This window comes from Streptomyces sp. NPDC035033 (genome assembly GCF_040636735.1).
Classification (GTDB): domain Bacteria; phylum Actinomycetota; class Actinomycetes; order Streptomycetales; family Streptomycetaceae; genus Streptomyces.
Genome location: NZ_JBEZUZ010000051.1, coordinates 1 through 25,614, shown reverse-complemented (window position 1 = coordinate 25,614; position 25,614 = coordinate 1). Strand labels below are relative to the sequence as shown.

At 76.1% G+C, this 25,614-nt stretch carries 22 protein-coding genes, 1 tRNA gene and 1 pseudogene; 7 read left to right on the top strand and 17 right to left on the bottom strand.

The window, feature by feature from the left end; genetic code table 11:
• Nucleotides 1-72 precede the first annotated feature (72 nt).
• The 3 genes from AB0E83_RS21075 to AB0E83_RS21065 all read right to left on the bottom strand — a co-directional run bounded on the left by AB0E83_RS21075 (nucleotide 73) and on the right by AB0E83_RS21065 (nucleotide 3,139).
• The gene (locus tag AB0E83_RS21075; RefSeq protein ID WP_362113800.1) at nucleotides 73-612 is read right to left on the bottom strand and encodes a DinB family protein; all 540 of its coding nucleotides are present in this window, start codon (nucleotides 610-612) and stop codon (nucleotides 73-75) included.
• A 101-nt stretch (nucleotides 613-713) separates the two neighbouring features.
• Nucleotides 714-2,171 (bottom strand): aldehyde dehydrogenase family protein, encoded by a 1,458-nt coding sequence (locus tag AB0E83_RS21070; protein WP_362113797.1) that lies wholly within the window; start codon nucleotides 2,169-2,171, stop codon nucleotides 714-716.
• A 95-nt stretch (nucleotides 2,172-2,266) separates the two neighbouring features.
• Nucleotides 2,267-3,139, bottom strand: a complete 873-nt coding sequence (locus AB0E83_RS21065; RefSeq protein ID WP_362113794.1) for a helix-turn-helix transcriptional regulator — start codon at nucleotides 3,137-3,139, stop codon at nucleotides 2,267-2,269.
• 340 nt (nucleotides 3,140-3,479) lie between these two features.
• Between AB0E83_RS21065 and AB0E83_RS21060 the strand changes: the two genes are divergently transcribed.
• The gene (locus tag AB0E83_RS21060; protein ID WP_362113791.1) at nucleotides 3,480-3,980 is read left to right on the top strand and encodes an ATP-binding protein; all 501 of its coding nucleotides are present in this window, start codon (nucleotides 3,480-3,482) and stop codon (nucleotides 3,978-3,980) included.
• Between the two features lie 167 nt (nucleotides 3,981-4,147).
• On the opposite strand, the gene AB0E83_RS21055 is transcribed toward AB0E83_RS21060, so the two are convergent.
• From AB0E83_RS21055 to AB0E83_RS21030, 6 genes are all read right to left on the bottom strand, one after another.
• A complete protein-coding gene (locus tag AB0E83_RS21055; RefSeq protein WP_030219358.1) occupies nucleotides 4,148-4,360 on the bottom strand; it encodes a DUF397 domain-containing protein in 213 nt (70 codons plus the stop codon).
• Between the two features lie 250 nt (nucleotides 4,361-4,610).
• The gene (locus AB0E83_RS21050; RefSeq protein WP_362113788.1) at nucleotides 4,611-5,546 is read right to left on the bottom strand and encodes a hypothetical protein; all 936 of its coding nucleotides are present in this window, start codon (nucleotides 5,544-5,546) and stop codon (nucleotides 4,611-4,613) included.
• Entirely contained in the window at nucleotides 5,543-6,148 is a 606-nt protein-coding gene (locus AB0E83_RS21045) for a SigE family RNA polymerase sigma factor (protein WP_362113785.1), read from the bottom strand. Before AB0E83_RS21045 ends, AB0E83_RS21050 begins: the two co-directional genes overlap by 4 nt.
• Nucleotides 6,149-6,228: 80 nt before the next feature.
• Nucleotides 6,229-6,747 carry a hypothetical protein gene (locus AB0E83_RS21040; RefSeq protein ID WP_362113783.1) on the bottom strand — a complete coding sequence of 173 codons (519 nt, stop codon included), beginning with the start codon at nucleotides 6,745-6,747 and terminating at the stop codon, nucleotides 6,229-6,231.
• A 111-nt stretch (nucleotides 6,748-6,858) separates the two neighbouring features.
• Nucleotides 6,859-8,973 (bottom strand): FUSC family protein, encoded by a 2,115-nt coding sequence (locus tag AB0E83_RS21035; protein ID WP_362113780.1) that lies wholly within the window; start codon nucleotides 8,971-8,973, stop codon nucleotides 6,859-6,861.
• A 51-nt stretch (nucleotides 8,974-9,024) separates the two neighbouring features.
• On the bottom strand, nucleotides 9,025-10,176 hold the full coding sequence (locus tag AB0E83_RS21030; protein WP_362113773.1) for a DUF2786 domain-containing protein: 1,152 nt from the start codon (nucleotides 10,174-10,176) through the stop codon (nucleotides 9,025-9,027).
• Nucleotides 10,177-10,336: 160 nt separating this feature from the next.
• Here AB0E83_RS21030 and AB0E83_RS21025 point away from each other — a divergent pair, with 160 nt between their 5' ends.
• Nucleotides 10,337-11,143: an ABC transporter ATP-binding protein gene (locus AB0E83_RS21025; protein ID WP_362113771.1), complete on the top strand. Its 807-nt coding sequence runs from the start codon at nucleotides 10,337-10,339 to the stop codon at nucleotides 11,141-11,143.
• Nucleotides 11,137-13,266, top strand: a complete 2,130-nt coding sequence (locus AB0E83_RS21020) for an ABC transporter permease (RefSeq protein ID WP_362113768.1) — start codon at nucleotides 11,137-11,139, stop codon at nucleotides 13,264-13,266. Before AB0E83_RS21025 ends, AB0E83_RS21020 begins: the two co-directional genes overlap by 7 nt.
• A 321-nt stretch (nucleotides 13,267-13,587) precedes the next feature.
• On the opposite strand, the gene AB0E83_RS21015 is transcribed toward AB0E83_RS21020, so the two are convergent.
• Nucleotides 13,588-14,517: an NADP-dependent oxidoreductase gene (locus AB0E83_RS21015; RefSeq protein WP_362113765.1), complete on the bottom strand. Its 930-nt coding sequence runs from the start codon at nucleotides 14,515-14,517 to the stop codon at nucleotides 13,588-13,590.
• A gap of 206 nt (nucleotides 14,518-14,723) precedes the next feature.
• Between AB0E83_RS21015 and AB0E83_RS21010 the strand changes: the two genes are divergently transcribed.
• Nucleotides 14,724-15,968 (top strand): LuxR C-terminal-related transcriptional regulator, encoded by a 1,245-nt coding sequence (locus AB0E83_RS21010; RefSeq protein WP_362113762.1) that lies wholly within the window; start codon nucleotides 14,724-14,726, stop codon nucleotides 15,966-15,968.
• A gap of 67 nt (nucleotides 15,969-16,035) precedes the next feature.
• Nucleotides 16,036-17,733 (top strand): bifunctional 3'-5' exonuclease/DNA polymerase, encoded by a 1,698-nt coding sequence (locus tag AB0E83_RS21005; RefSeq protein WP_362113759.1) that lies wholly within the window; start codon nucleotides 16,036-16,038, stop codon nucleotides 17,731-17,733.
• 44 nt (nucleotides 17,734-17,777) lie between these two features.
• Here the strand turns inward: AB0E83_RS21005 and AB0E83_RS21000 are convergent, their stop codons facing one another.
• Together AB0E83_RS21000 and AB0E83_RS20995 are read right to left on the bottom strand one after the other, a co-directional pair.
• Complete coding sequence (locus AB0E83_RS21000) at nucleotides 17,778-19,127, bottom strand: hypothetical protein (RefSeq protein ID WP_362113756.1); 1,350 nt, start codon at nucleotides 19,125-19,127, stop codon at nucleotides 17,778-17,780.
• Nucleotides 19,128-19,219: 92 nt separating this feature from the next.
• Nucleotides 19,220-19,729 carry a SigE family RNA polymerase sigma factor gene (locus tag AB0E83_RS20995; protein ID WP_362113753.1) on the bottom strand — a complete coding sequence of 170 codons (510 nt, stop codon included), beginning with the start codon at nucleotides 19,727-19,729 and terminating at the stop codon, nucleotides 19,220-19,222.
• Nucleotides 19,730-19,898: 169 nt separating this feature from the next.
• Between AB0E83_RS20995 and AB0E83_RS20990 the strand changes: the two genes are divergently transcribed.
• On the top strand, nucleotides 19,899-20,282 hold the full coding sequence (locus AB0E83_RS20990) for a DUF6479 family protein (RefSeq protein WP_362113750.1): 384 nt from the start codon (nucleotides 19,899-19,901) through the stop codon (nucleotides 20,280-20,282).
• 1 nt (nucleotide 20,283) lies between these two features.
• The gene (locus AB0E83_RS20985; protein ID WP_362113747.1) at nucleotides 20,284-21,057 is read left to right on the top strand and encodes an RNA polymerase subunit sigma-70; all 774 of its coding nucleotides are present in this window, start codon (nucleotides 20,284-20,286) and stop codon (nucleotides 21,055-21,057) included.
• 19 nt (nucleotides 21,058-21,076) lie between these two features.
• On the opposite strand, the gene AB0E83_RS20980 is transcribed toward AB0E83_RS20985, so the two are convergent.
• The 5 genes and pseudogenes from AB0E83_RS20980 to AB0E83_RS20960 all read right to left on the bottom strand — a co-directional run.
• A complete protein-coding gene (locus AB0E83_RS20980) occupies nucleotides 21,077-21,763 on the bottom strand; it encodes a pyridoxamine 5'-phosphate oxidase family protein (protein ID WP_362113744.1) in 687 nt (228 codons plus the stop codon).
• An 88-nt stretch (nucleotides 21,764-21,851) separates the two neighbouring features.
• Nucleotides 21,852-21,925 (bottom strand) — tRNA-Thr (locus AB0E83_RS20975).
• Between the two features lie 96 nt (nucleotides 21,926-22,021).
• On the bottom strand, nucleotides 22,022-23,569 hold the full coding sequence (locus AB0E83_RS20970) for an alpha/beta hydrolase (RefSeq protein WP_362113741.1): 1,548 nt from the start codon (nucleotides 23,567-23,569) through the stop codon (nucleotides 22,022-22,024).
• Nucleotides 23,570-23,634: 65 nt separating this feature from the next.
• Complete coding sequence (locus AB0E83_RS20965; RefSeq protein ID WP_362113738.1) at nucleotides 23,635-24,837, bottom strand: DNA polymerase III subunit delta'; 1,203 nt, start codon at nucleotides 24,835-24,837, stop codon at nucleotides 23,635-23,637.
• 70 nt (nucleotides 24,838-24,907) lie between these two features.
• Nucleotides 24,908-25,614: pseudogene (locus AB0E83_RS20960) on the bottom strand (dTMP kinase); the annotation flags it as partial.

Below are 25,614 nucleotides of genomic sequence, written 5' to 3'. Positions count from 1 at the left end.
GCCGGACGCCGAACCGGGGCGCCGAGCCGGGACGCCGAGCGACCGCTTCCAGCCCCCGGCCCCGCCCCGCCCTCAGCCCTCACGCTCCAGGGCGATCAGGTCGAGGGAGACCTTGCCGTCCAGGGATTCGCGGATCACGTCCGCGTGCCCGGCGTGCCGGCCCACCTCCTGGACCAGGTGCAGCAGCATCCAGCGGACCGAGACCCGGCCGTCCACGGGGAACCAGGGCGCGGTCGGCAGCGGGAAGGTGTCGTCCAGGCTCGGCACCGTACGGACGAACTCCTCGGTCTCCTTCGCGACGCCCTCCCAGAAGGCCAGCACCTCGGGGATCGTCTCGCCGTCGACGAGCCGGAACGACTCGCCCCAGGTCTCCCGGGTCCGCTGCAGCTCGTTCTCCCGCCGCTGCGCGAGCCGCAGCCAGTTCAGCTCGGCCTCGGCCGCGTGCTTGACCAGGCCGGAGAGGCTCAGCTCGCTGGCGCTGGGCCGGCTCGCCGCCTGCTCCTCGGTGAGGCCGGTCAGGGCGCGGCGCAGCGCGGCGCGCTGTGCCTCCACGAAGTTGAGGAACGCGCCGCGCTCGTCGCCGGGGGCCTCCGCGGGAACAAGAGCCACCATGATGTCCGCCTTCCGTCCATACGTGTTCGCCCGCGTGTCTCCCGGGCCGTGCCCACCGTACGGAGGAAAGAGGACAGGTCCTGTCCTAGAACGGGTGCCGTCTAGAAGGGGAAGCGGCTGCGGCCGTGCTGGATCGAGATCCACTTCTGGGTGGTGAACGCCTCCACCATCGCGTCGCCGTTCAGCCGGCCGACGCCCGAGTGCTTCTCGCCGCCGAAGGGCACGATCGGCTCGTCGTGCACGGTGCCGTCGTTGATGTGGATCATGCCGGTGTGGATCCGCTTGGCGACCCGCACGCCCCGCTCGACGTCGGCGGTGTGGACGGCGCCGCTCAGCCCGTACGGGGTGTCGTTGGCGATGCGCACGGCCTCGTCCTCGCCGTCGAAGGGGACGATCAGGGCCACCGGGCCGAAGATCTCCTGGGCGAGGACGGGGGCGTCGGCGGGGACGCCGGTCAGCACGGACGGGGAGACGAGGTTGCCCTCGACCGCGCCGTGCAGCAGCGCGGTGGCGCCGGCCGCCACGGTCTGCTCGACGACCCCGGCGACCGACTCGGCCTGCTGGGAGTTGATGAGCGGGCCGATGTGGGTGGCGGGGTCGGCCGGGTCGCCGACCCGGAGGGTCTTCACCTTCGCCACGAACTTCTCGGTGAACTCCGCCTCCAGGCGGCGGTCGACCAGGATGCGGTTGGCGGCCATGCAGACCTGGCCCTGGTGGACGAAGCGGCTGAAGACGGCGGCGTCGACGGCGTAGTCGAGGTCGGCGTCGTCGAGGACGATCAGGGCGCTGTTGCCGCCGAGTTCGAGGACGGCGTGCTTGAAGTTCTCGGCGCAGACGGTGGCGACGTGGCGGCCGACCTTGTCGGAGCCGGTGAAGGAGATGACCTTCGGGACCGGGTGGGTCAGCAGCGCGTCGCCGATCTCGGCGATGTCGGTGACGACGACGTTGAGCAGGCCGGCCGGGAGGCCCGCGTCCTCCAGGATCTTCGCGACGAGGGTGCCGCCGCAGACCGGGGTGTTCTGGTGCGGCTTGAGGACGACCGCGTTGCCGAGCGCGAGGGCGGGGGCGACCGACTTGATCGAGAGGAGGAAGGGGAAGTTGAAGGGGGAGATGACGCCGACGACGCCGACCGGGAGGCGGTAGACGCGGTTCTCCTTGCCATCGACCGGGGAGGGCAGGATGCGGCCCTCGGGCCGGAGCGCCAGCTGGATCGCCTCGCGCAGGAACTCCTTGGCGAGGTGCAGCTCGAAGGCGGCCTTGAGGCGGGTGCCGCCCAGCTCGGCGACGATCGTCTCCGCTATCTCCTCCTCGCGGTCCTCGACGATCCTGAGGGCGCGCTCGAAGACCAGCCGGCGGGTGTACGGGTTGGTCTCCGCCCAGGCGGCCTGCGCGCGCTCGGCGGCGCGGTAGGCGCGGTCGACCTCCTCCGCGGTGGCCACCGTGATCGAGGCGAGCCGCTCCCCGGTGTAGGGGTTGAAGTCGATGATGTCCCAGGAGCCGCTGCCCGGCTTCCACTCGCCGTCGATGAACTGGTGGGCCAGATCGGTGAAGTGCGACATGGACGAAAGAACCCCTCTGCCGGCTGCCGGTCGACCGGGCACGGACGGGCGCCTGATCGCCGGGGCTACTGATGCGCCGTCATCGTACTGATGTCTCAGGAGAGTTGGAGGAGGCCACGGAGAAGATCACGGCTTTCGGCCGGATCCGGACTGTCCTTCGCCAGCTTCTCCATCACGGCGGCGTACTGGCCGACCTCCTCCCGCTTGTCGAGGTAGAGGGCGCCGGTGAGCTGTTCCAGATAGACGACGTCGGAGAGGTCGGACTCGGGGAAGCTGAGCATGGTGAAGGCGCCGCTCTCGCCGGCGTGCCCGCCGAAGCTGAAGGGCATCACCTGGAGGGTGACCCCCGGGTGCTCGGAGACCTCGATGAGGTGCTTCAACTGGCCGCGCATGACGTCCCGGTCGCCGTACGGACGGCGCAGCGCGGCCTCGTCGAGGACGACGTGGAAGTGCGGGGCGTGCTCGGAGACGAGCACCTTCTGGCGTTCGAGGCGGAGGGCGACGCGGCGGTCGATCTCGGCCCGCGAGGCGCCGGGCATGCCCCGGGAGACGACGGCGTGGGCGTACGCCTCGGTCTGCAACAGACCGTGCACGAACTGCACTTCGTAGACGCGGATGAGGGAGGCGGCCGCTTCGAGGCCGATGTACGTCTGGAACCAGCCCGGCAGGACGTCGCCGAAGCTGTGCCACCAGCCGGCGAGGTTGGCCTCGCGGGCGAGACCGAGGAGCGCGCCGCGCTCGGTCTCCTCGGTGACGCCGTAGAGAGTGAGCAGATCCTCTATGTCCCGGGCCTTGAAGCTCACCCTTCCCAACTCCATGCGGCTGATCTTGGATTCGGAGGCGCGGATCGAGTACCCGGCCGCCTCGCGGGTGATCCCCCTCGACTCGCGCAGGCGCCTCAGCTGGGAGCCCAGCAGAATGCGCCGGACGACGCTCCCGCCCGCTCCGTTCATTTCGCCTGCGGTCACGGCTCCCAGCCTCCCCTTCACGGTGACGAGCCCCCGTCGAGCCCCGGATTCTGCCACCAAACGCTTCAGCGCGTACACATCTGGTTACGGAAGGGGACGCGTGGGATCCTCGGCGGACGAGAACCGGACACGCCGCCGTCAAGAAGATTTCCACAGATTCGCCACAGGGTCGGACAGGTCCGGCACCCTTCACCGCGTGCACGTGCATCTGCCCTTGCATCCCGTGGGCGCATTCGGAACCATGGACCCCGCGCAGCCGCGCACTCGTTCGTGTTGTCGTGTTGTCGCACCGCTTCGCACCGTTGTCGCACCACCGCCGCGATTCCCGGGAGTGCCTCGCATGGGGACGAATGGATCGACCGTGCTCGAGCCTTTACGGCAGGGTCTCCCGCCGATCGATCCCGGCGCCGTCTCCACCTCCGCCTCCTGCGCCCTGCCCGCCCGGTACGAAGCCGTGCGCGGGGCCCGGAAGTTCACCAGTGCCACGCTCGACCGCTGGGACCTGGCCGACCGGTTCGACGACGTGGCCCTCGTGGTCTCCGAGCTCGTCACCAACGCGCTGCGGCACGGCGTCCCGGACGCCGGGCGCCCGGACGAACCGCAGGGCCCGCCGGTCCGGCTGCACCTGATGCGCTGGGCCTCCCGCCTGGTGTGCGCGGTGCGCGACCCCAGCCGGGAGAGCCCGGAGGCGCGCGGCGGCGAGGAGGACTTCTCCGCCGAGTCGGGGCGCGGCCTGTTCCTGGTGGAGTCGTTCAGCGACAGCTGGGGCTGGCACCCGCTCGCCGGGACCCTCCAGGGCAAGGTGGTGTGGGCGCTCTTCCGGGTCGGCCCGGAGGAGTAGGGCCTTCGCGCGTACGGGAGAAGGGCCCCGGCGGTCACCGCCGGGGCCCTTCTCCGTGCCCGGGGAGACCTCGCCCGGGGAGACCTCCCGGAAGACGCTCCCGGAGAGACGCTCCCGGAGAGACGTTCCCGGGGAGACGTTCCCGGGGAGACGCTCTCGGCGCCGGTTCACACGAGGTGGTCGAACTCCCCGTCCTTCACGCCCAGCAGGAGCGCCTCTATCTCGGCCGGCGTGTAGACGAGCGCCGGGCCGTCCGGGTGGCGGGAGTTGCGCACGGCAACGTTTCCCCCCGGCAGTTTGGCGAACTCGACGCACGAGCCCTGGGAGTTGCTGTGCCTGCTCTTCTGCCAGACGACGCCCCGCAGCTCCGTGGCCGCCATGCCGTTGTACGCGTGGTCCGCGTGGTGCACCGGAAGCTCCCCGAGTTGCTTGGTACAGGTGTCAACTTCCCCGGATCATAGCTGCGTTCATATGCCGCTGCATGAGCAGATGCACGTGCACGAGGCGTGGCGTAGCCGATACGCCACGCACCGTGCCAACGATGTCAGGTCGCCCGGAAACGCCCCCGCGATCTTCTCATCCGGGGGGACGGGAGCACGGGGGCGATGGTTCCCGGCGGGGCCGCGCGGGTCAGACGGCCGGGAGCTCGGACAGGAGGCGGCCCGCGCGGTCGTACAGGCGGAGGGCGACGGGGGCCTCGTCGGGGGTGACGGCGTACCAGACGCCCCAGCCGGGGCTGCCCGGCAGCTCCAGGAGGGCGGCCTCGACGACTCGTCCCCGGGCGTCGGCGAGCTCGACCCGGCCGGCGGCCCGGGTGCCGTGGTAGAGGCCGGAGTGGAAGGTGCCCTCGCCCTGGTGGCTGAGGCCGGGGGTGCTCAGGTCGACGTTGCCGTCGGTGACGCTGCGGAACTGTTCGAGGCCGTCCTCGCCACCCTCCCAGTGCTTGCCCCGCGCCGTGAGCCACACCGTCCACCCGGGGGCGGCGGCCACCCGCTCCCCCGCCGCGACGGTCCGCACCGGGGCGCCGGGGAGCCGCGAGGTGCCGACGGGGACCTGCGGGACCGACGGCACGGAGGGGGCGCCGGAGGCGGGCGGCACGGAGGGGATGCCGGAGGAAGGCGGTACGGAGGGGGCGCCGGAGGAAGGCGGTACGGAGGGGGCGCCGGAGGAAGGCGGTACGGAGGGGGCGCCGGAGGCGGAAGGTACGGAAGGGGTGCCGGAGGCAGGAGGGGCGGAGGCGGCGGGGCGGGCCGGCGGGGCGGCGAGCCCGGCGGCCGGATGCGGGTCGCGGACCAGGGCCGTCCCGGCCGCCACGGCCGCCGGGACGCCGAGGACGGCGAGAACGGAGAGGGCGACGGTACGGCGCCGGCGGCGGGCGCGGCCCGCGCGGAGGACCGCCGCCAGGGGCGCGGGCCCCGGCGTCACGTCGTGGGCGGCCCGGCCGAACTCGGCGCGCAGCAGGTCGTCCCAGGCGTCGGCGGCGCCGGGGCCGTCCTCGGACCGGGGCGCGCGGTCCCGCGCGCCGGCGGTGGCCGGTTCGCCTGCGGCGTCGGGGGCGGGGGTCATGGGCGGGCTCCGTAGGGGGTGCGGAGGGGCGGGCCGGACAGCGACGGCGGGCCGGCGGCGAGCCGGGGGTGGGCGCGCAGCGCGGCGAGGCCGCGCCGGGCGTGGGTCTTGACCGTGCCGAGCGAGCACTGGAGGACGTCGGCGATCTCCTGCTCGGTCAGATCGTCCCAGTACCGCAGGACCATCACGGTGCGCTGGCGGGCGCTCAGGTCCCCGAGCGCCTCCAGCAGCTCGGCCCGCCGCTCGACGTGCTCGGCGTGGCCGGCGTCCCGGTGCCGGGCGGGTTCCGGCAGGACCGGGACGAGCAGGTGGGCGACCCGGCGGCGGCGGAGGCGGCTGAGGTTGTTGTTGACGAGGGCGCGGCGCACGTAGAGGTCGAGGCCGTCGCGCGGGACCTTGCCCCAGCGGCCGTACACCTTCGCGAGGGTCGTCTGCACCAGGTCCTCGGCCTCGTGGAAGTCGCCGGTGAGCAGCTGGGCCGTGCGCACGAGCCGGGGCCAGGCGGCGACGGCGAAGGCGGCGAACTCGGCGTCGGCGCCGGTCTCCGCCCCGGTCCCGGGCTCCGGCTCCGGTGCCGGGTCTGGCGCTGGTGGGTGCGTCACGGTGGCGGACCTCGCGTTCGGGAGGCGGGGCGGCGGGGCCCGCCCCGTGCCGGGCCCCGCCGAGCGTGCTGGACGGCCCGTCAGACGTCCATGGCGGGCAGCTCGACGAGGAGCCGGCCGTCCTGGGCGTAGAAGGCGACGGAGACGTCGCGGTCGGACGGCGCGGTGTGCGCGTACCAGACGCCCCAGCCCGGCCGGCCGGGCAGCTGGAGCAGGGTCGCGCGGGTGACGCGGCCCTCGGCGTCGGTCACCTCGACGCGTCCGGCGGCCTCGGGACCGCCGTAGACGCCGGAGTGGAAGGTGCCCTCGCCCTGGTGGCTCAGGGCGGGCCGCGAGAGGTCGAGGTTGCCGTCGACGACGCTGCGGAACTGCTCGAAGCCGTCCGGGCCGGTCCAGTGCTTGCCCTCGCGGGTGAGCCAGATCGTGTAGCCGTCGCCGGCGTCGACGCGCTCGCCGGAGCGGACCTTCTGCACCGGCGAGGAGGGGACGGAGACGGCGGTGGCGGGGGAGGCCGGGGCGGCGGTGGCCGGGGCGGCGAGGGCGGCGGCGGCCACCACCGCCGTCACGGCCGCTCCCGCGGCGAAGAGACGCTTCTTCATGGGTTCGCTCCTGGTTCCGGACGGTCTTCCACCCTTCTCAACTCCCTCAGTGCGGGGTTCGGATGACAGGCCGTCGGAAGAATTCCGGAGGGAGGGACCGGCGGCGGCCGCTCAGGCGTCGGCGAGCGCCGCCGCCAGTTCGTCCAGGGCGGCGAGGAGCAGGTGCGCCGCCTTCCGCAGCAGCGGGTCGGTGACCTCGGTGTCCCAGGCGGCGACGGTCGCGCGGAGGTCGTCCCAGGCGGGGACCCGGCGCTCGCGGACGGCCTTCGCGCCCCGCTCGGTCGCCTCGCGCAGCGCCTCCGCGAGACCCTCGGCGGCGGGCAGGGGCGGGGCGCCGCGCTCGGGGAGGTGGGCCTCCAGGAGCATGGCGGCCCGCCCGAACTCGGCGAGCGCGTGACCCGCGCCCTCGGCCGCCGCGTGCGAGAGCCCCCGGTGCCGCACCGGTTCGTGGCCGGCCCGGCCCAGGGCGTCCTGCCAGGCCACGCGCGCGGCGCGGGCGGCGAGCAGGGCCTCGCGCACGTCGGGGCTGCCGGGCCCGGCCGGGTCGGCGTACCGGGCGGCGACGGTCGCCGCGTACTGCCCCGAGGTGGTCAGCCAGTCGGCGAGCCGGCCGCGCAGCCGGGGCGTCTCCCAGGCGGGGTAGACGGCGTAGGCGAGCATCGCGAGGAGGCCGCCGAGGAGGGTGAGCAGGACCCGGTCGCGCACGGTCTGGGTCACCCCGGAGCCCTCCATGCCGAGGAGGAGGACGACGTACGCGGCGACGCAGACCTGGCTGACGGCGTACCCCGTCCTCATCAGCAGGTACATGCCGAAGGCGGAGAGGACGGCGAGGCCGGCCAGGAGGTACGTCCCCGGGTGCGCGGCCCGCACCACGGCGGTGGCGAGCGCGACCCCGACGAGGGTGCCGCCGAAGCGGGCCACCGAGCGGGCGTACGTCTGCGAGAAGTCCGGGCGCATCACCATCACGGAGGTCATCGGCGCCCAGTAGCCGTGCCCGAAGGGCAGCACCAGACCGAGCAGGTAGCCGGCGGCGGTGACGGCGGAGACCCGGAGCGCGTGCCGCAGGACCGGCGACCCCGGCCGCACCTCGGCCCGCGCCTTCGCGACGACGAGCGGCGCGAGCCTGAGGAGACCGGGCCGGCTCCGGGCGACGAGCCCGGCGTCCCCCGGCTCCCTCTCCCCCGGTGCCGCCTCCCCCGGCCTCGGCTCCCCCGGTCTCGGCTCCCCCGGCTCCGTCTCCGTGCGCGGTTCGACCGCCTCGACGACGTCGCCGAGGAGGGCGGCCAGGCGGAGGGCGGCGCGGTGGGAGCGGCCGGAGAGGACCGTGCCGGTGTCGGGGGTGCGCAGGGCGGCGACGGCGGCCGGGGGCAGCCGGACCGGCCGGCCGTGCCGGATGGCGTGCGCGACGGCGTCGAGGACCTCCGCCGCCGCGGCCAGCAGCTCGCGGACCCGGTCCCGCTGCGGCCCCTCGGCGGGGGCGCCGACGGCCGGGTCCGCGAGCGAGGCGAGCACGGGCCGGATCCGCTCGGCGAGCCGCCGGGGCCCGTGGAGTTCGGCGGGGCGGCGGCGGGCCTGCCGGGGCGTGACGGCGGCGGCGCTGCGGGCGGTCATGAGCGGGACCGGGTCGAAGGGCGCGACCGGGTCGTGGCGCAGCCGGCGGGCGTAGTCCGCCTCCGCCGCGAGCGCGTCGGCGAGGGCGTCCCGCTGGGCGCCCCAGGGCCGGACCGGCAGCAGCACGACCAGGGCGGCCTGGACGACCCCGCCCGCGAAGATCATGGCGGCGTGGCCGGCGGCGGTCGCCACGGAGGTGGGCAGGGTGACCGTGACCAGCATGATCGCCACGTTGGAGGAGGCGATGAGGCCGGCCGTGGGGCCGACCGCCCAGGCGAGCCCCGAGAGGAAGGTCCACAGGAGCAGCAGCGCGAGGAAGAGGGCCGCGCGGGAGCCGACCAGGTAGCCCAGGAAGGTGGAGACGGCGAGGCTGCCGCCGGAGGCGAGCGCGAGGGTGGGCCGGGGCCGCCAGGAGCGCTGGAAGGTCGCGATGGCCGCCTGGAAGGCGCCGAAGGCGGAGGAGGCGGCGACGGCCGGCCCGAAGAGCGCCAGCGAGAAGCCGATGACGAGCGCGAGCCCGAGGGCGCCCCGGGCCGCGGCGGCGGGGGCGAGCCGCCGCCGCTCGACGGTGAGTCCGGAGCGGGCGGTCTCCCTCAGCGCCCGGAGCCAGCTCATGGGCCGAGCGTAGCGACGATCCCCCCGTGATCCGACATTTCGCCCAGCGGTTCAGCCTCGGGCGCGGCGGTCGAGACGGGCCCGGTCCGGGGTGAGGGCGGCGGACTCGGCGGCGGTGGCGCCGTGGTTCCAGCCGTCCTCGTCCCACATCGCGCGGACCCGGGTGGCCCGCGTCTCCGGGAAGAGCTCGTCCGTGCGGGCGGCCACCGCGACCTCCCGGGAGGCCAGGACCGGGAGGAGGGTCGGGGCCTCGGCGGCCACCCGCCGGGAGGTCGCCGCCAGGCGGGCGCCGAGCCGGTTCGCGTACGCGAGGAGGAAGGACTGCCGGAAGGACTTGGTGCGCTTGCGGCCGCCCTTGCGCTGCTCCGCCTCCGCCCGGGTCATCGCCGTCGTGCCCTGCACGAGGAGCGAGGTGTACAGCAGCTCGACCGGGTCGAGGTCCGCCTCGAAGCCGACGACGGTCGAGAAGCCGTACGCCTCGTTCCACACCGCCCGGCAGTGGTTGGCGGTCGCCACCGCGTCGAGCAGGATCGCCTTCGCCTGCTCGTACGGGGGCTCCACGCCGATCCGGACCGCGCCGGGCGTCTGCGGCGACGGCGCCCCGGCCGCGAGGCCCGCCTCGTCGAGGCTGTGCCGGGCCATCAGCTCCTGCGCCTTCGCGGTCAGCGCCTCCGCCTCCTCCGGGTAGCCGGTGGCCTCGGCCTTGGCGAGCAGCGCCCGGATCCGGGCGAGCGTCCGGGGCTCCCCGGCCGCCGCCGGCGGCAGCGTCGCGCCCGGTACGGGGCCCACCGCGTCGAGCCGGGGCAGCCGGACGAGCAGCCGGTACAGCTCCAGGACGGCCGTCGCGTGCGAGAAGCGGTCCGCGGCCCCCGGCCCGTCCCCGGTCTCCAGCGCGTCGAGCTGTTCCCGCCAGCGCCGGGGCAGCGTCGCGTACCGGGCCGTCTCGGCCCGCACGAGGCCGCCGAGCAGCCGCAGGTGCTCCTCCGCCAGCTCGCGGCGGACCGCGCGCGCGAGGTCGGCGGGCTGCCAGCCGCGCTCCCACAGCGTCCGGACGAACTCCTCGCCGCGCCGCGCGAGACCGGCGTCGGCGGCCGGGTCGGCGGCGAGCAGGGAGGCCGCCGTGTCGAGGGAGCGGTCGTCCCCGGTGTGCAGGGCCGCCCCGAGCGCCCGCTCGACGGTCGACCCCCGCTCTTCCTGCCGCATGGTCCGCCGCCCTCTCCGTGCCTCGTGTCCGGCCTCCTCCGATGGTCTCAGGGCGGCGGGGGTACGCCTGGCCCCGCCCCCGGAGGGTAGGTCTGGCCCCACCCCGGGACGCCCGGCAGACGGCGTGACCGGGACCCGGGCGAAACGGTTCGCTGGAGCCATGACCAGCACCCCTTCCCTTTCCCCTTCCCCCGCCGTGCGGCTCCGGGGGCTCGTCCGGCGGCACGGGGCCGTCCGGGCCCTCGACGGCGTCGACCTCGACGTCGCCGCCGGGACCTTCACCGCCGTCATGGGCCCCTCCGGCTCCGGGAAGTCCACGCTGCTGCGCTGCGCCGCCGGCCTCGACCGCCCGGACGCGGGCCGGGTCGAGGTGGCGGGCACCGCCCTGGAGGGGCTGAGCGAGCGGCGGCTGACGCTGCTGCGGCGGGACCGGATCGGCTTCGTCTTCCAGTCCTTCAACCTGCTGCCGACCCTGACGGCCGCGCAGAACGTGGCCCTCCCGCTCCGTCTCGCGGGCCGCCGCCCGGCGCGCGGCGAGGTCCGGGCGGCGCTCGCCCGGGTCGGCCTGGCCGGCCGCGAGAGGCACCGGCCCGCCGAGCTCTCCGGCGGCCAGTGCCAGCGGGTCGCCATCGCCCGGGCGCTGATCGCCCGCCCCCCTGTCCTCTTCGGCGACGAGCCGACCGGCGCGCTCGACTCCACGACCGGCGCGGAGGTGATGGACATGCTCCGCTCCCTCGTGGACGAGGAGGGCCGGACGCTGGTGATGGTGACCCACGACCCGGTCGCCGCGGCCCGCGCGGACCGGGTCGTCTTCCTGGTCGACGGCCGCCTGGCCGGCGAACTCGCCGCGCCGACGGCGGGCGAGGTGGCGGCCCGGCTCGCGGGCCTGCGCCCGGCGGGGCCGGGAGCGGGACCGGGGACCCGCGCGGGAGCGGGCGCCGCGGAAGTGGGGGCCGCGGCATGCTGAGCGTCGTACTGGGCGGGCTGCGGGCCCGGTGGGCCTCGTTCCTGGGCGGCTTCCTCGCCCTCGTGCTCGGCGTCGGGCTGCTCACGGCGACCGGTCTCGGGCTCGCCGCCGCCCTGGACCCGCCGGCGCCCGCCCCCGAGCGGTTCGCGTCCTCCCCCGTCGTCGTCCTCGGGCGGGACACCCTGACCGTGGAGGTCCGGCGCGGCCCCGGAACGGCGCTCGTCTCCCGGCCGCTCGACCGTCCACAGCCTGTGGACACGGCCCTGCTGCGGGAGCTGCGCGCCCGCTGGACCGTGACGGAGGAGCCGCCGGCCGGCGGCGGACGGCCCGACGCAGGACGCGCCGGCGCCGAACGCCCCGACGCCGTCGGACTCGACGCGCCCGCCGAGGAGGTCCGCGCCCTCGTCGGCGACCGGGCCCAGGTCCTCACCGGGGCCGACCGCCGCCGCGCCGACCCCGGCCACGAGCGGGACGGCCACGAACTCACCGGCCTGACCGCCCTCCTCGGCACCGCCGGCGGTGTCGCCGCCTTCGTCTCCGTCTTCGTCGTCGCCTCCGTCTTCGCCTTCTCCGTGGCGCTGCGCCGCCGCGAGTTCGGACTGCTCCGCACCGCCGGGGCCACCCCCGGCCAGGTCCGCCGGCTGCTGCTCGCCGAGGCGGCGGTGCTCGGCGTGACCGCGTCCGCGGCGGGCTGCGCGCTCGGCGGCCTCGCCGCGCCGCCGATGGCACGGGCGCTGGTGGCCCGGGACCTGGCGCCGGGCTGGTTCGCGTCCGCCCTCGGCGGGAGCGCCGGATGGCCGTACCACGTGGCCTTCTGGACGGGGCTCGGCGTCGCCCTCGCCGGGGCGGCCGCCGCCGCCCACCGGGCCGGGCGGACCGGCCCGACGGCCGCGCTGCGCGAGGCGGACGTCGACCGGGACGTGCTGCCGCCGGGCCGGGCGCTGCTCGGTGCCGGGCTGCTCCTGACCGGGCTCGGGCTGCTGGTGTGGACGTACGCCACCGAACCGGAGGCGCTGCTCAAGCGGAAGACGTACACGACCCTGCCGATGCTCCTGATCGGCGGCGCCGCCCTGCTCGCCCCGCTCCTCGTGCGGCCCGCGGCCCGGCTCCTGCCGGTCCCTCGGGGCGGAGCGGTCGGGCTCCTCGTCCGGGAGAACGGCGCGGCCGCCGTGCGCCGCACCGCCGCCGTCGCCGCGCCGGTCCTGGTGACCGTGGCGCTGGCGGGGACCCTGTTCGGCGCGTCGGAGAGCGTGGCGCGGGCGAAGGAGACGGAGGCGCGGGACCGGACGGCGGCCCCGTACGTCGTCGAGGGCCGGCGGGTGGAGCTCCCGGAGGCGGCTCCGGCCGGCACGGTCGTCGCCGCCTCCGGGCCGACCTCCCTCTTCGTACGGGACGGCGCCGAGGCGGTCGTGAAGTACCGGGCCCGCGCGGTCGCCGACCCGGCGGCCTTCGCCGAGCTCGCCCGGCTCCCGGTGGTCGCGGGCGACCTGCGGGATCTGGACGACCGGTCGATCGTCGTCAACGAGGAGTTCGAGCGGCGGCGGGTCGGCGAGGAGGTGGAGGTGTGGCGGGCGGACGGCAGCGGACCGGTACGGCTCCGGGTGGCGGCCGTCCTGGCCCGCGGCACCGGCGACAACGGCCCGTACGTCACCCGCGCCCAGGCGCCCGGCGCCCCGCTCGACCGCCTGGAGTCGAACCGCCCCCTGCCCACGGCGGACGGGTCCTCCGCGACCCCGCCGGCCGCGAACCGGGCGGCCCGGCTGGGCCTGCGCCTCCTCCTCGGCCTCGTGCTGCTCTACACGGTGATCGCCCTGGCGAGCACCCTGCTCATGGCCACGTCCGTCCGGGGCGGGGAGCTGGCCTCGCTGCGGCTGGCCGGCGCCACCCGCCTCCAGGCGCTGCGGGCGGTGGCGGGCGAGTCGCTGCTCGCGGTGGCCATCGGCACGGCCCTCGGACTCGGCGTGACCGCCGCCGTCCTCGGCGCCCTCGGCGCGGGCCTCGCCGCGCTCTCCGCGCCGGTCGTCCTGACCGTGCCCTGGGCCTGGGCGGGCGCGGCGGCGGGGGTGTGCGCGGTGGTGGCCGTCGCCGCGTCGGCCCTCCCCGCGTGGCGCCTCACCCGCTGACCCGCGATCGTGGAACAGGGCGGTGGCCGGGGTCGGAGCCGGGCCACCGCCCCACCCCCCGTGTGTGGGCAGGCGTTCCGCTAGGGCTGGGGGTCCCCCTGGACGAAGTCCTTGGGGGAGGGTGGGCACACGGGACGGCGCCCCGTGCCGGGCCAAGGCTTTCCGCGCCTGGACCCGCACCCCTTGTACGGCTCCGTACCGGTGCGGGTCCAGGCCCGGTCGCGGAGGCACCGCTAAGGGTGCCGTTCCGTTGTGCCCACCCGTTCCGCCCTTTGCGGAACGATTGCCCACAACGAAACGGCGGGCGCAGCGCGCGTGGGGTTACGGCGTCAGGACCAGCTTGCCGCGGACGTGGCCCGTTTCGCTCAGGTCCTGCGCCCGGGCGGCTTCCTTGAGCGGGAGGGTCTCCGCGTGCCGGAGCTTCAGCGTGCCCGCGAGGACGCCCTCCGCCTGCGCGGTCAGCCAGGCCCGTACCCGGTCGAAGTCCTGCTCGGGAAGGCTGTAGGCGATGCCGTGCTCCGCCGCGTCCACGGCCGCGATCGTCGCGATCCGCCCCTTGTCCGCGGCCCCCTCCCCGCCGAGCAGCTCGATCGCGACCGGCAGCACCCCGTGCCCCGCCGCGTCGAAGACCGCGTCGACGCCCCGCGGGGCCGCGGCCCGCACCCGGTCGGCGAGCCCGTCGCCGTACGCGACCGGGACCGCGCCGAGCCCCCGCAGGTACGCGTGGTTGGGCTCGGACGCCGAGCCGACGACCGTGACGCCCGCGGCGACCGCGAGCTGGACGGCGATGGTGCCGACGATCCCGGCCGCGCCGTGCAGGAACAGCGTCTCGCCCTCCCGTACGCCGATCTCCGCCAGCACCCGCGCCGCGGTCTCGCCGGCGACCGGCAGGCCCACCGCCGCCTCCCAGGACAGGCCGGCCGGCTTCGGCAGGACGTTGCCGGCGAGGGCGTACCGGGCGTACGCGCCGGTCGCCGACCAGCCGAACACCTCGTCGCCGAGGGCGAGTCCGGTGACGCCCTCGCCGAGCGCGTCGACCGTGCCGGCCACCTCGATCCCCGGCACGGCGGGGAACGTCGTCGGGAAGAACTCCTCCAGCAGCCCCCGACGCACCTTCCAGTCCATCGGGTTGACGCCCGCCGCCGCCACCCGCAGCCGCACCTGACCGGGGCCCGGCACCGGCACCTCGGCCTCCGTCGTGTGCCGCAGCACCCCGGAGTCGCCGAACTCCTCGAACACGATCGCTTCCATCGTCGTCCCCGCTCCCCCCGTCGTCCCCGTCGTCCCCGCTGTCCCCGTCGTCCCCGTCGTCATGTCGCTCTCCCTGTCGGCGCGTTCACTGTCCGGCACGGTCAAGCCTGCGCCGGGCGGCGGCCCTTCCCGGCCCGTCCTCCGGCCAGTACCGCCTGGCCGAAAGACCAGCCGCCCGCGGCCGCCCGCTGGTTACGCTGGCCGTCATGGACCCGCTCACGCTGACCACCGCGTACGAGATCCTCCGCAGCCCGCTCGACCAGGTCCTCGGGCGGCTCTCCGCCGCGCTCGCGCCGCTCGTCCCGCACCTCGGCGCCGCCGAACTCTCCACGCACTGCGCGCACTCGCCGTTCAAGAGGACGGGCGCGACCGACGGCCTCACCACCGCCGATCTGGCGCCGCTGCTCGCCACCGGGGTGCCCGGCGAGCCCTGGGAAGGGACGGCCCGGCTCGGCGGCCGGCCCCGGACGGTCCTCGCCGTGACGAGCGACGCCACCGCCCGCCGTTCGCTGCTCGTCCTGGTGCGGGAGGACGGCGCCGCTCCCGCCGGGCCGGACGAACGGGCCCTGGCGCAGGGGCTGTGGAACCTGGTGACCGCCCACCTCGACCGGTTCGCGGTCGAGGCCATGCCCGGGGCGCTGGCCCGCTCCCGCACCGCCGCCGACACCCGCGCCCGGGTCACCGCCGAACTGACCACCGCCCACGCGGCGGCCCTCTCCGGCCTCCTCTCGGTGCTCCGCAGCGGGAGCCTGGACGACACGGCGGCCCGGGCGGCCGCCACCGAACTCGCCGCCACCGCGCTCGTCGAGGCCCACGCCACCCGGCGGCAGGACCGGGAGATCGCCGAGGAGCCGGCCGGCGGGGCCTTCGGGCGGCTGGCCGACCAGCTCCGGCCGATGCTCCGGCACAGCCCGGTCCGGCTCGAACTCGGGCCGCCGGACGAGAACCGCTCGCTCCCCGCCGACGTGGCGCACGCCGCCCGGTCCATCGTCCGGTCGCTGCTCCTGATCGCCCTGGACCAGGAGGGCCTGAGCCGGGTGCACGTCGGCTGGCAGCTGACCAAGGACGAGCTGCTGGCGGCCGTGCGCGACGACGGGCCGGGCGCCCTCGCCTCCTGCGAGCTCGGGGCGGGCACGGTCCGGGACCGGCTGGACGTCCTCGGCGGACGGCTGGAGATCGAGGCCGTCCCGAACTGGGGCACGACCATGACGGCCGTCCTGCCGCTGGCCTCCCCGGCCCCCCAGGTGGAGGCCGCCCATCCGCTGGCGTCGCTCGGCGAGCGGGAGACCGAGGTCCTGCGGCACCTGGCGCTCGGCCACCGCAACCGCCGCATCGCCGGGGAGCTGCACATCAGCGAGTCCACGGTGAAGTTCCACGTGGCGAACATCCTCGGCAAGCTCGGCGTCGCCTCCCGCGGCGAGGCGGCGGCCCTCTTCCACGCGGCGGCCTGAGCCCTCCTCCGCCGGTCGCGGATGTCGTGCGCCGCCGCTGTCAGTGGCGGGTGCCAGACTCGCACCCATGAGCGAGAGGTGGGCGCTGGCGCCGGAGCCGGAGGGGGAGGGCGCGTTCCTCGTCCCCCTCGGGCCGGACGGGGCGCCCGCCGGGGAGGTGCGCCGCGAGCCGGACCTGGCCGCGGCCGTCCGGTCCCGGCCCGGGGTGGCGCGCTGGGTGTGGCGGTCGACGGCGGAGGTGTACCCGCGGCTGCTCGCCGCCGGGGTCCGCGTCGAGCGGTGTTACGACGTCGAGGCCGCCGAGCAGCTGCTCCTCGGGCACGAGGGCCGGCTCGGCGAGCCCCGCTCGGCCGCCGCCGCCTGGGCCCGGCTGCGCGACGCCCCGGTGCCGCCCGACCCGCCGCAGCGCGCGGCCGAGCCCGGCTCGCAGGACTCCCTCTTCGAGCCGGCGCCGGCCGCCCCCGTCCCCTTCGAGGGCCTCCTCGCGGTCTACGCGGAGCAGCAGCGCCGCCACGACCGGGCCGAGCACCCGGGCCGGATGCGGCTGCTCACCGCCGCCGAGTCGGCCGGGATGCTGGTCGCCGCGGAAATGCACCGGGCCGGGCTGCCCTGGCGGGCCGACGTGCACCGGGAGCTGCTGCACGACCTGCTCGGGGAGCGGTACGCGGGCGGCGGCGAGCCGCGCCGCCTCGCGGAGCTGGCGGACGAGGTGTCGGCCGCCTTCGGCCGCCGGGTCCGGCCGGACCTGCCGGCCGACGTGGTGCGGGCGTTCGCGGGGGCCGGCGTCCGGCTGCGGTCCACCCGACGCTGGGAGCTGGAGGAGATCGACCATCCGGCGGTGGCGCCGCTGATCGCGTACAAGAAGCTGTACCGGATCTGGACGGCGCACGGCTGGTCCTGGCTGGCGGACTGGGTGCGCGACGGCCGGTTCCGGCCGGAGTACCTGCCGGGCGGCACGGTCAGCGGCCGCTGGACGACCAACGGCGGCGGGGCGCTCCAGATCCCGAAGGTGATCCGGCGCGCGGTCGTCGCCGACGAGGGGTGGCGGCTGGTGGTCGCGGACGCCGACCAGATGGAGCCGCGGGTGCTGGCCGCGATCTCCCGCGACCCGGGCCTGATGGAGGTCGCCGGGCACCCCGACGACCTGTACACCCGCCTGTCCGACCGGGCGTTCTCCGGCGACCGGGACCACGCCAAGATCGCCCTGCTGGGCGCGATCTACGGCCAGACCAGCGGCGACGGCCTGAAGAACCTGGCGGCGCTGCGCCGCCGCTTCCCCCGCGCGGTCGCCTACGTCGACGAGGCGGCGAAGGCCGGCGAGGAGGGCCGGCTGGTCCGCACCTGGCTCGGCCGGACCAGTCCGAGGGCGGCCGGCGCCGGGGACGACGACGAGGCGGGCATCCCCCAGGAGGGCCCCGAACAGCCCGTGGAGGAGGGCGGTTTCACCCCGGGCTACGCCTCGGGGAACGCGCGGGCGCGGGGCCGCTTCACCCGCAACTTCGTGGTCCAGGGCAGCGCCGCCGACTGGGCCCTGCTGATGCTGGCGGCCCTGCGCCGCACGCTCTGCGCCGCCGGGATGCGGGCCGAGCTGGTCTTCTTCCAGCACGACGAGGTGATCGTGCACTGTCCGGCGGAGGAGGCCGGGGCGGTGACGGAGGCGATCCGGGCGGCCGGGGACGAGGCGGGCAGGATCGCCTTCGGGCCGACGCCGGTCCGCTTCCCCTTCACGACGGCGACGGTGGAGCGGTACGCGGACGCCAAGTAGCGCCCGCGCACCGCCCGTTCCCCCGCTTCCCCCGCCTCGGCCCCCTACTTGGCGGGCAGCTTCGCCCACTTCGGGTCGAGGGCGATCGCCTTCAGCTGCTCCATGGTGAGCGCGGGCTCCGCCCGGGTGGCGTCCTCGTGCTGGGAGCCGGTGTTGAAGGCGCCGACGACGACCCGGAAGCCGTCCTCCGTCATGGTGTCGGCGGTCCACCAGACCACGCCCGCGCCGCCCTTCTCGCCGGGCTGCTGGGAGAGCTTCACCCTGCGGCCGTCGGGCAGGGTGGTGACGTCCCCGGAGCCGTAGAGGTCGCCGGCGACGTCGCCCATGCCGTACTGGACGTTGACCTGGACGAGGCTCTTGCCCTTGCCGTCGTCGACGACCACGTAGCCGAACTGGCCCTCGCCGCCCTTGGTGACGACCGTGACCCCCTTCGGCATCAGGGAGCGCAGCGTGTTGGGGACGGCGTTGCCGGTGACCTCCGGCGGCAGCTCGCGCACCTTCTCCGGCACGCCGCCCTTCCCCGGCCCGGCGGGCGCGGTGGGCAGCGGCGGGATCCGCTTCAGCAGCGACCGCCACGCCTCGGCGCTGACGAGCGCCTTCATCTGGTCGGCGGTGAAGGGCGGGTTCTCACGGCTGATCTCGGCGCCCTTCTGGGCGGGCGCGTTGTACTCGTTCGCGTCGATCAGGAAGCCGTCCTTCGTGAGCAGGGTCGCCCGCCAGTTCTTCGTCTCCTCGCGCTTGTCGGGGTACTCGTACCCCTGGACGACCATCCACCGGGAGCCGTCGGGCAGCCTCCCCTCGTCGCAGTCGTCGTGGGGGGTGAAGACCGGGTCGGGGCAGGTCACCATGTCGGCGCCGGCCTCGGGTCCGCGGCCCGCACGGCTGAGGAAGACGCCGAAGGCGGCCTCGCCCCGCCCGTCGTCGTAGGTCCCGCTGAGGCCCTGGCCCGTGCCGTCGAGGCCGTCGAACCGCCACGTTCCGGCGGGGGTGTGGGCCTTGACGACGTCCGCGATCTCGGAGAGGGGGATCTCCGCCATCCCCGGCTTCAGCGTGTCGGCGGTCGGCTTCGGTCCCTCGGGGGTCGTGGCCGCCGTCCCGCCCGCGCCCTGCCCGCCGCCCTCGGGCGCCGCCGCCACGGACGCCTTCCCCGCCGGCCCGTCGGGGGTGACGACGGTGCCGGCGTAGACGCCGCCGACGCCGACGGCGGCGAGCGCGAGGGCGCCGCCGGTGACGGCGAGGCGGCGGCGCAGCAGCCGGCGCCGGCCGCGGGCGAGTCCGCCGGAGACCAGCTCGGGCCGGCCGTCGAGGGCGAAGCTCTCGCCGGTGGCGCGCAGGGCGGGGCCGAGCTCGTCGGCGAACCCGGCCTCGGGGTCGTGGTGTTCGTTCTGGGGCATGGCGAGATCACCGTCTCTGCTTCGGAGGTGCGGATCGGGGTGACGGGCGTCGGCGGACGGCCCGGAAGAAGGCCCGGCGGACGGGCGGTCGCTCAGCGGGCGGCGAACTCGGCGATGCTGCCGCCGAGTCGCTGCCGCAGCTTGCCGAGCGCCCGCGTGGAGCGGGTGCGGACGGCCGCGGAGCTGGTGTGCAGGGCGTCGGCGGTCTCCTCGACGCTGCGGTCCTCCCAGTAGCGCAGCACCACGACCGCCCGGTCCTTCGGGGGCAGCGCGGCGAGCGCGTCGAGGAGGGCGATCCGCAGCAGGGGGTCGCCGCCGTCGTCCGGCGTGTGGTCGGGCAGTTCGCCCAGCGGGCGTTCGGTCGCGGAGCGCCGCCGCTGGTGGCTGAGGAACGTGCGGACGAGAACGGTCTGGGCGTACGCGGCGGGGTTGCCGAGCCGGGAGGCGCGCCCCCAGAGGGCGTACATCTTCCCCAGCGTCTCCTGCGTGAGGTCCTCCGCGAGGTGGACGTCGCCGCTGGTCAGCAGACAGGCCGAGCGGAACAGCTGGCCGGTGCGGGCCGAAGCGAACTCCAGGAACCCGTCCACGCGGGACGTTCTCATGCCCCTCCTCTCCCTGGCGGTCGCACGGGGTCACGGGCGGACGCCCTGCGCGACCGCCGGATGTGTCTGTCGTGCCGTACACCCCTTCGACGCGATGGGCCCGGGGAAATGTTTCAGCGAACTCGACCGCGGACGCATCCAAAAAAGTGGAATCGGGTAATCCTGTTGTATGAACACTCTCAGCGCAGCAGAGGTCCTGGCCGCTGGAGTCTGGCAGTCGGGCCTGGCACAGGTGCTCGGCGGCCTGGTCCTCGTCGCCGTCCTGATCACGGCCTTCTGGTTCGGCTACCGGGTCCGGACCCGCGAGCCCCGCCCACCGGAACCCGAGGAACAGCCGCACCGCCCGGACACCGGCGCGCTCCCCGGCGAGATGTCGGAGTACCGCCGGCCGGCCGAGATGCCGCACACCGACGGCGCCCACCGGCTCATGCCGTACCAGCTCAAGGACAGCGGCACGGAGACCTCCCCCGAGCCTCCGAACGAGGAGAAGCGCAAGTGGGGCGGCATCTCCAGCGGCGGATTCGGCAGCGGGGGCACCGGGCACGGCGACTGACGTGGACGGCCCCACGCGCACCGGGCTGCGGGCGATGGCCCGCGGCCTGCTCGGCTCCGCCGCCGAGGCGGACCGGGCGGTGCGGACCACCGAAGGCGTCCTGGCCGCGTACGGCCCCCGCCCCGGCGCGCGCCGGGGCCCGGGCCCCGTCCCCGACCCGGGCCCGCCCCCGGAGTCCGTCCTGGCCCGGGTCTGCCTCGGCCGGCTCCGGGCCCGCGAGGCCCGCCGCACCGACCCGTGGGACCCCTGGGCGGAAGCCCCCGGCTCCCCCGGCCTGACCCCGGCGGAGCGGCTCGTCCTCGTCCTCCACGACCTCTTCGGCGTCCCGTACGAGGACCTCGCCCCCGCCCTGGAGCGCGGCCCGGCGGCGGTCCGCCAGATCGGCGCCCGCGCCAGGGCCCGGGTCAGGGGCGCCGAGGAGATGCCCGCGCCCGATCCGGCACGGCTCCGGGCGGCGGTGGACGCGGTCCTCGCCGCCGCCCGGGAGGGCGACACGGCGGCGCTGCGCGCCCTCCTCGACCCGGACGCGGTGCTGCGGGCCGACCACGGGGCGGTGCGCGGCGGGGTCCGGCCCGCCCACGGCGCCCCGGCGGTCGCCCGGGTCCTCGCCGCGCGGGCGGCGGTGGCCCGCCCCGTCCTGGTGGACGGCGCCCCGGCCCTGGCCGGCGCCCCGGAGGCGGTCTACGTCTTCACCGCCCCGGCCGGCCCCATCACCTCGGTCGACGTCCTGGCCGACCCGCCCCACCTCTCCCGCCTGGCGATAGCCACGCCCTGAGCCGTCTCTCCCCCGCGGCCTAGCCCTTCCCGCCGTCGGCCCGCCGGCCGGCCCGCTCCGCGATGTGTCCGGGCACGGCGGCGGCGAGCTCCTCCGGCAGCGCGGGGTCGGGCTCCGGCGTGCCGAAGGCGGTCACCACCGGCAGCACCCCCGCCCACAGCCCCAGCTCCGCGTCCGCGGAGTCGCTGTCGTCCGGCGGCCCGCTCCGGGTCTTCACCGACGCCTCGGTGAGGTCGAGGGCGAGCAGCGCGGTGGCCGCCAGCTCCTTCCGGCTGGGCCGGCGCACGTACTCCCACTGCCCCGGGCTGCTCTGCTCGGTCAGCGCCCGCAGCCCCCGCAGCTTCTCCTCCGGGTCGGTCACCACCTCGGGGACGCCGTAGACCATGGCGCACCGGTAGTTCACCCCGTGCTCGAACACCGACCGCGCGAGGACCAGCCCGTCCACGTGCGTCACCGTCACGCACACCGTGCTCCCCGGCGCCTGCACCAGGCTCCGGCTGGCCACGGACCCGTGCACGTACAGCCGGTCCCCCTCGACCCCGTACGCGGTCGGCACCACCATCGGCGTCCCGTCCACGACCACCCCGAGGTGGCACAGGAACCCGGCGCCCAGCACCGCGTCCAGGTCCTCCCGCCGGTACGACCCCTTCTCCCGCATCCGCCGCAACCGAGTCCGCTCGGTCACGGCCAGCTCGCTCCCGCCCATGCTTCCCCCTGCCCTCGAAACGGCCCGAACCCGGCCCGAACACCACGAAACCCCAGGTCAGAAGCTTCCGACCTGGGGTTCCAGAGTGAGCCGCCTTCGGGATTCGAACCCGAGACCTACGCATTACGAGTGCGTTGCTCTGGCCAACTGAGCTAAGGCGGCGTGCTGCGCGACACCATGGTGGGTGCAGCAGCGTCGCCAAGTCTACACAGTTTCCGGGAGTGCTCCGACCACGGCCGGAGCGGGCGGTTCCGGGGGCTATGAGCAGCGCTTTCCGTCGGCGGGCGGGGTGCCTTCCAGGAGGTAGGCGTTGATCGCCGTGTCGACGCAGTCGCTGCCCCGGCCGTAGGCGGTGTGGCCGTCGCCCTCGTAGGTGAGGAGGGTGCCGGAGGAGAGCTGGCCGGCGAGGGACTCGGCCCACTTGTAGGGGGTGGCGGGGTCGCGGGTGGTGCCGACGACGAGGATGGGGGCTGCGCCCTCGGCGGTGATGCGGTGCGGGCGGCCGGTCGCGGGGGACGGCCAGTAGGTGCAGTTCAGGGCGGCCCAGGCGAGGCCGGTGCCGAAGACCGGGGAGGCCGCGTCGAAGGAGGGGACGGCCTTCTCCGCGTCGGCCGGGCCCCGGTAGGCGGGGGGCAGGTCGAGGCAGTTCACGGCGGCGTTGGCGGCCATGAGGTTCGCGTACGAGCCGTCCGGGTCCCGCTCGTAGTAGCTGTCGGCGAGGGCCAGCAGGGCCGAGCCCTCGCCGCCGATCGCCCGGGTCAGGGCCTCCCGCAGCTGCGGCCAGGCGCCCTCGTCGTACATGGCCGCGATGACGCCGGTGGTCGCCAGGGACTCGCCCAGCGCGCGGTCCTCGCCGGTGGGGACGGGGGTGGCGTCGGCGTCGCGGAAGAACTTCTTCAGGGCCTCCCCGGCCTCCCGGGCCGAGCCGGTGCCCAGCGGGCAGTCGGGCCGGGTGACGCAGTCGGCGGCGAAGGCCCCGAACGCGGTCTCGAAGCCGGCCGTCTGGTCCCGGTTGAGGTCGAGCGCCGACAGCGACGGGTCCATCGCCCCGTCGAGGACGAGCCGGCCGACCCGCCCGGGGAACAGCTCGGCGTAGGTGGCGCCGAGGAAGGTGCCGTACGAGGCGCCGACGTAGTGCAGCTTCTCGTCGCCGAGCACCGCCCGCAGGATGTCCATGTCCCGGGCCGTCTCCACCGTGGAGACGTGCGCCAGGACCGGGCCCGACCGCTTCTCGCACCCCGCCGCGAACCGCTTGAAGGAGGCTTCGAGCGCGGCGGTCTCCGCCTTGTCGTCCGGGGTCTGGTCGACCTGTGTGTACGCGTCCATCTCGGGGCCCGTGAGGCAGTCGACCGGCTCGCTGCGGCCGACCCCGCGCGGGTCGACGGCCACCATGTCGTAGCGGGCCCGCACCGGCTCGGGGTAGCCGACGCCCGCGTACCCCTGGAGGTAGTCGACGGCCGAGCCGCCCGGCCCGCCCGGGTTCACGAGCAGCGAGCCGATCCGCTCGCCGGGGCCGGTGGCCCGCACCCGGGAGACGGCGAGCTCGATGCCGGGCCCGTCCGGCTTCGCGTAGTCGAGCGGGGCGCGCAGCGTCGCGCACTGGAAGCCCTCGACCCCGCAGTCCCGCCAGGCGAGCTTCTGCCCGTAGTACTTCTTCAGCGCCGCGGGCGAGGGCGACGGCGAGGCGGCCCCGGTCGCGGACCCCGCCGGCGCGGCCGCGTCGCTGCCCCCGGTGCAGCCGGAGAGGATCAGCCCGGCGGCGGCGAGGGCCGCGGCGGAGGTACGGAGGAAGCGCCTGGAGTCCATTCCCGGAGCGTATCCGGACGGGTACGGACCGTGTCCAATCGCCGGCGGCCCGGCCGGCCCCGGCCTCAGTCCCGCAGCGCCATCGTCATCGCCTCCACCGCGAGCAGCGGGGCCACGTTCCGGTCCAGGGCCGCGCGGCAGGCGAGGACCGCCTCCACCCGGCGCAGGGTCCGCTCCGGGGTGGTGTCGCGGGCGATCCGCTCCACCGCGTCCCGCACGTCCTCGTTGGCCAGTTCCGAGCGCGCGCCCAGCTGGAGCGCCAGCACGTCCCGGTAGAAGCCGGTGAGGTCGGTGAGGGCGAGGTCCAGGCTGTCCAGCTGGGTCCGCCGGCCGCGGCGCTTCTGCTTCTCCTCCAGCTCCTTCATCATCCCGGCCGTGCCGCGCGGCATCCGGCCGCCCTGGGCGGCGCCGAGCGCCGCCTTGAGCTCCTCGGTCTCCTTGGCGTCGACCTCCTCGGCGACCTGCTTCGCGTCCTCCGCCGCCGCGTCCACCAGCTCCTGGGCGGCCTTGAAGCAGCCCCCGATGTCCGCCACCCGCAGCGGCAGCTTGAGGACGACGGCCCGCCGCGCGCGGGCCCGCTCGTCGGTGGCGAGCCGCCGGGCCCGGTCGACGTGGCCCTGGGTGGCCCGGGCCGCCGCGTGGGCGATCGCCGGCTCGATGCCGTCGCGCCGGATCAGCACGTCGGCCACCGCCTCGACCGGCGGGGTGCGCAGGGTCAGGTGGCGACAGCGGGACCGGATCGTCGGCAGGACGTCCTCGACCGAGGGCGCGCAGAGCAGCCAGACCGTGCGCGGCGCGGGCTCCTCGACGGCCTTCAGGACGGCGTTGGCCGACTTCTCGTTGAGCCGCTCGGCGTCGGTGACGAGGATGACCTGCCACCGGCCGTTGGCCGGGGAGGTGAACGACTTGCGGACGGTGTCGCGCATGTCCTTGACGAGGATCTCCGTGCCGACGGCGGAGACCGTCGTCACGTCGGCGTGGGTGCCGATCAGCGTCGTGTGGCAGCCGGTGCAGAAGCCGCAGCCCGGCGCCCCGCCGAGCGCCCGGTCGGGGCTCACGCACTGGAGGGCCGCCGCGAACGCCCGGGCGGCGTCCACCCGGCCCGCGCCGGGCGGGCCGGTGAAGAGCCAGGCGTGCGTCATCTTGGACGCCTCGGGGCCGGGCTCGCCGGCGGCCTGGGCGGTGACCAGCGCGTCGGCGTCCCGCGCGGCGGCGGCGAGCTGCTCCTCGACCCGCTGCTGTCCGACCAGGTCGTCCCATACGGCCATGTCTGCCCCTCCTGAAGGTACGCCCTCCATTGTGGGGCAGCCGACTGACAGCCCGGTCCGGCGCGGGGCCTCAGCGGCGCCGGCGGCCGTCCTTCCCGGGCCCGTCCCCGCCGTCCTCGTCGTTCTCGTCGTTCTCGTCGTCGTACGCCCCGAACAGCTCGTCCGCCAGCGTGGGCAGGTCGTCCAGCGGGGTCTCCTCGGCCCAGTCCGAGCGGCGGCGCGGCCGGCCCCGCTCGTCGAGCTGGGGCAGCTCGCGGGTGACGTCGTTCGCCCCCGCCGCGCCGGTCTCCCGCTCGTCCCGGAAGAAGTCCCGCGGCACCCGGTCCGCCGGATCGGCGCGCCGCTCGTCCCGCCGCTCGTCCCGTACGGGCGGCAGCACGGCGGTCTCGTCCAGGGCGGCGGTCCGGGGGTCGGCGGCCCGGGGGTCCCGGACCTGCGGCAGGACCGCCGTCTCGGCCTCGGGGCGCGGGCCCTCCGGCCGGACGACGGGGGTGGGCACGGTGACCTCGTTCGGCGAGACGGTCGGGGCGTCGCCGTCCGCCGCCGGGGCCGTACCGGAGTCCTTGCCGAGGTTCACGACCGGCGTCTGCACCGTCACCTCGGCCGCCGACTCCTCGGCCGCCCTCCGCTCGGCGGCGGCCCGCTCCGCGGCGGCCTTCTCCGCTGCGGCACGCTCGGCGGCAGCCTTCTCGGCCGCGGCACGCTCCGCGGCAGCCCGCTCGGCCGCCGCCTTCTCCGCGGCCGCCTTCGCCGCCGCTTCGGCCGCGGCCTTCGCGG

Excerpts from the sequence above, each read along its gene's own strand:
- AB0E83_RS21075 (WP_362113800.1), bottom strand. The coding sequence starts at position 612 with ATGGTGGCTCTTGTTCCCGCGGAGGCCCCCGGCGACGAGCGCGGCGCG.
- AB0E83_RS21070 (WP_362113797.1), bottom strand. The coding sequence starts at position 2,171 with ATGTCGCACTTCACCGATCTGGCCCACCAGTTCATCGACGGCGAGTGG.
- AB0E83_RS21060 (WP_362113791.1), top strand. The coding sequence starts at position 3,480 with ATGGGGACGAATGGATCGACCGTGCTCGAGCCTTTACGGCAGGGTCTC.
- AB0E83_RS21055 (WP_030219358.1), bottom strand. The coding sequence starts at position 4,360 with ATGGCGGCCACGGAGCTGCGGGGCGTCGTCTGGCAGAAGAGCAGGCAC.
- AB0E83_RS21050 (WP_362113788.1), bottom strand. The coding sequence starts at position 5,546 with ATGACCCCCGCCCCCGACGCCGCAGGCGAACCGGCCACCGCCGGCGCG.
- AB0E83_RS21040 (WP_362113783.1), bottom strand. The coding sequence starts at position 6,747 with ATGAAGAAGCGTCTCTTCGCCGCGGGAGCGGCCGTGACGGCGGTGGTG.
- AB0E83_RS21035 (WP_362113780.1), bottom strand. The coding sequence starts at position 8,973 with ATGAGCTGGCTCCGGGCGCTGAGGGAGACCGCCCGCTCCGGACTCACC.
- AB0E83_RS21030 (WP_362113773.1), bottom strand. The coding sequence starts at position 10,176 with ATGCGGCAGGAAGAGCGGGGGTCGACCGTCGAGCGGGCGCTCGGGGCG.
- AB0E83_RS21025 (WP_362113771.1), top strand. The coding sequence starts at position 10,337 with ATGACCAGCACCCCTTCCCTTTCCCCTTCCCCCGCCGTGCGGCTCCGG.
- AB0E83_RS21020 (WP_362113768.1), top strand. The coding sequence starts at position 11,137 with ATGCTGAGCGTCGTACTGGGCGGGCTGCGGGCCCGGTGGGCCTCGTTC.
- AB0E83_RS21015 (WP_362113765.1), bottom strand. The coding sequence starts at position 14,517 with ATGGAAGCGATCGTGTTCGAGGAGTTCGGCGACTCCGGGGTGCTGCGG.
- AB0E83_RS21010 (WP_362113762.1), top strand. The coding sequence starts at position 14,724 with ATGGACCCGCTCACGCTGACCACCGCGTACGAGATCCTCCGCAGCCCG.
- AB0E83_RS21005 (WP_362113759.1), top strand. The coding sequence starts at position 16,036 with ATGAGCGAGAGGTGGGCGCTGGCGCCGGAGCCGGAGGGGGAGGGCGCG.
- AB0E83_RS21000 (WP_362113756.1), bottom strand. The coding sequence starts at position 19,127 with ATGCCCCAGAACGAACACCACGACCCCGAGGCCGGGTTCGCCGACGAG.
- AB0E83_RS20995 (WP_362113753.1), bottom strand. The coding sequence starts at position 19,729 with ATGAGAACGTCCCGCGTGGACGGGTTCCTGGAGTTCGCTTCGGCCCGC.
- AB0E83_RS20990 (WP_362113750.1), top strand. The coding sequence starts at position 19,899 with ATGAACACTCTCAGCGCAGCAGAGGTCCTGGCCGCTGGAGTCTGGCAG.
- AB0E83_RS20980 (WP_362113744.1), bottom strand. The coding sequence starts at position 21,763 with ATGGGCGGGAGCGAGCTGGCCGTGACCGAGCGGACTCGGTTGCGGCGG.
- AB0E83_RS20970 (WP_362113741.1), bottom strand. The coding sequence starts at position 23,569 with ATGGACTCCAGGCGCTTCCTCCGTACCTCCGCCGCGGCCCTCGCCGCC.
- AB0E83_RS20965 (WP_362113738.1), bottom strand. The coding sequence starts at position 24,837 with ATGGCCGTATGGGACGACCTGGTCGGACAGCAGCGGGTCGAGGAGCAG.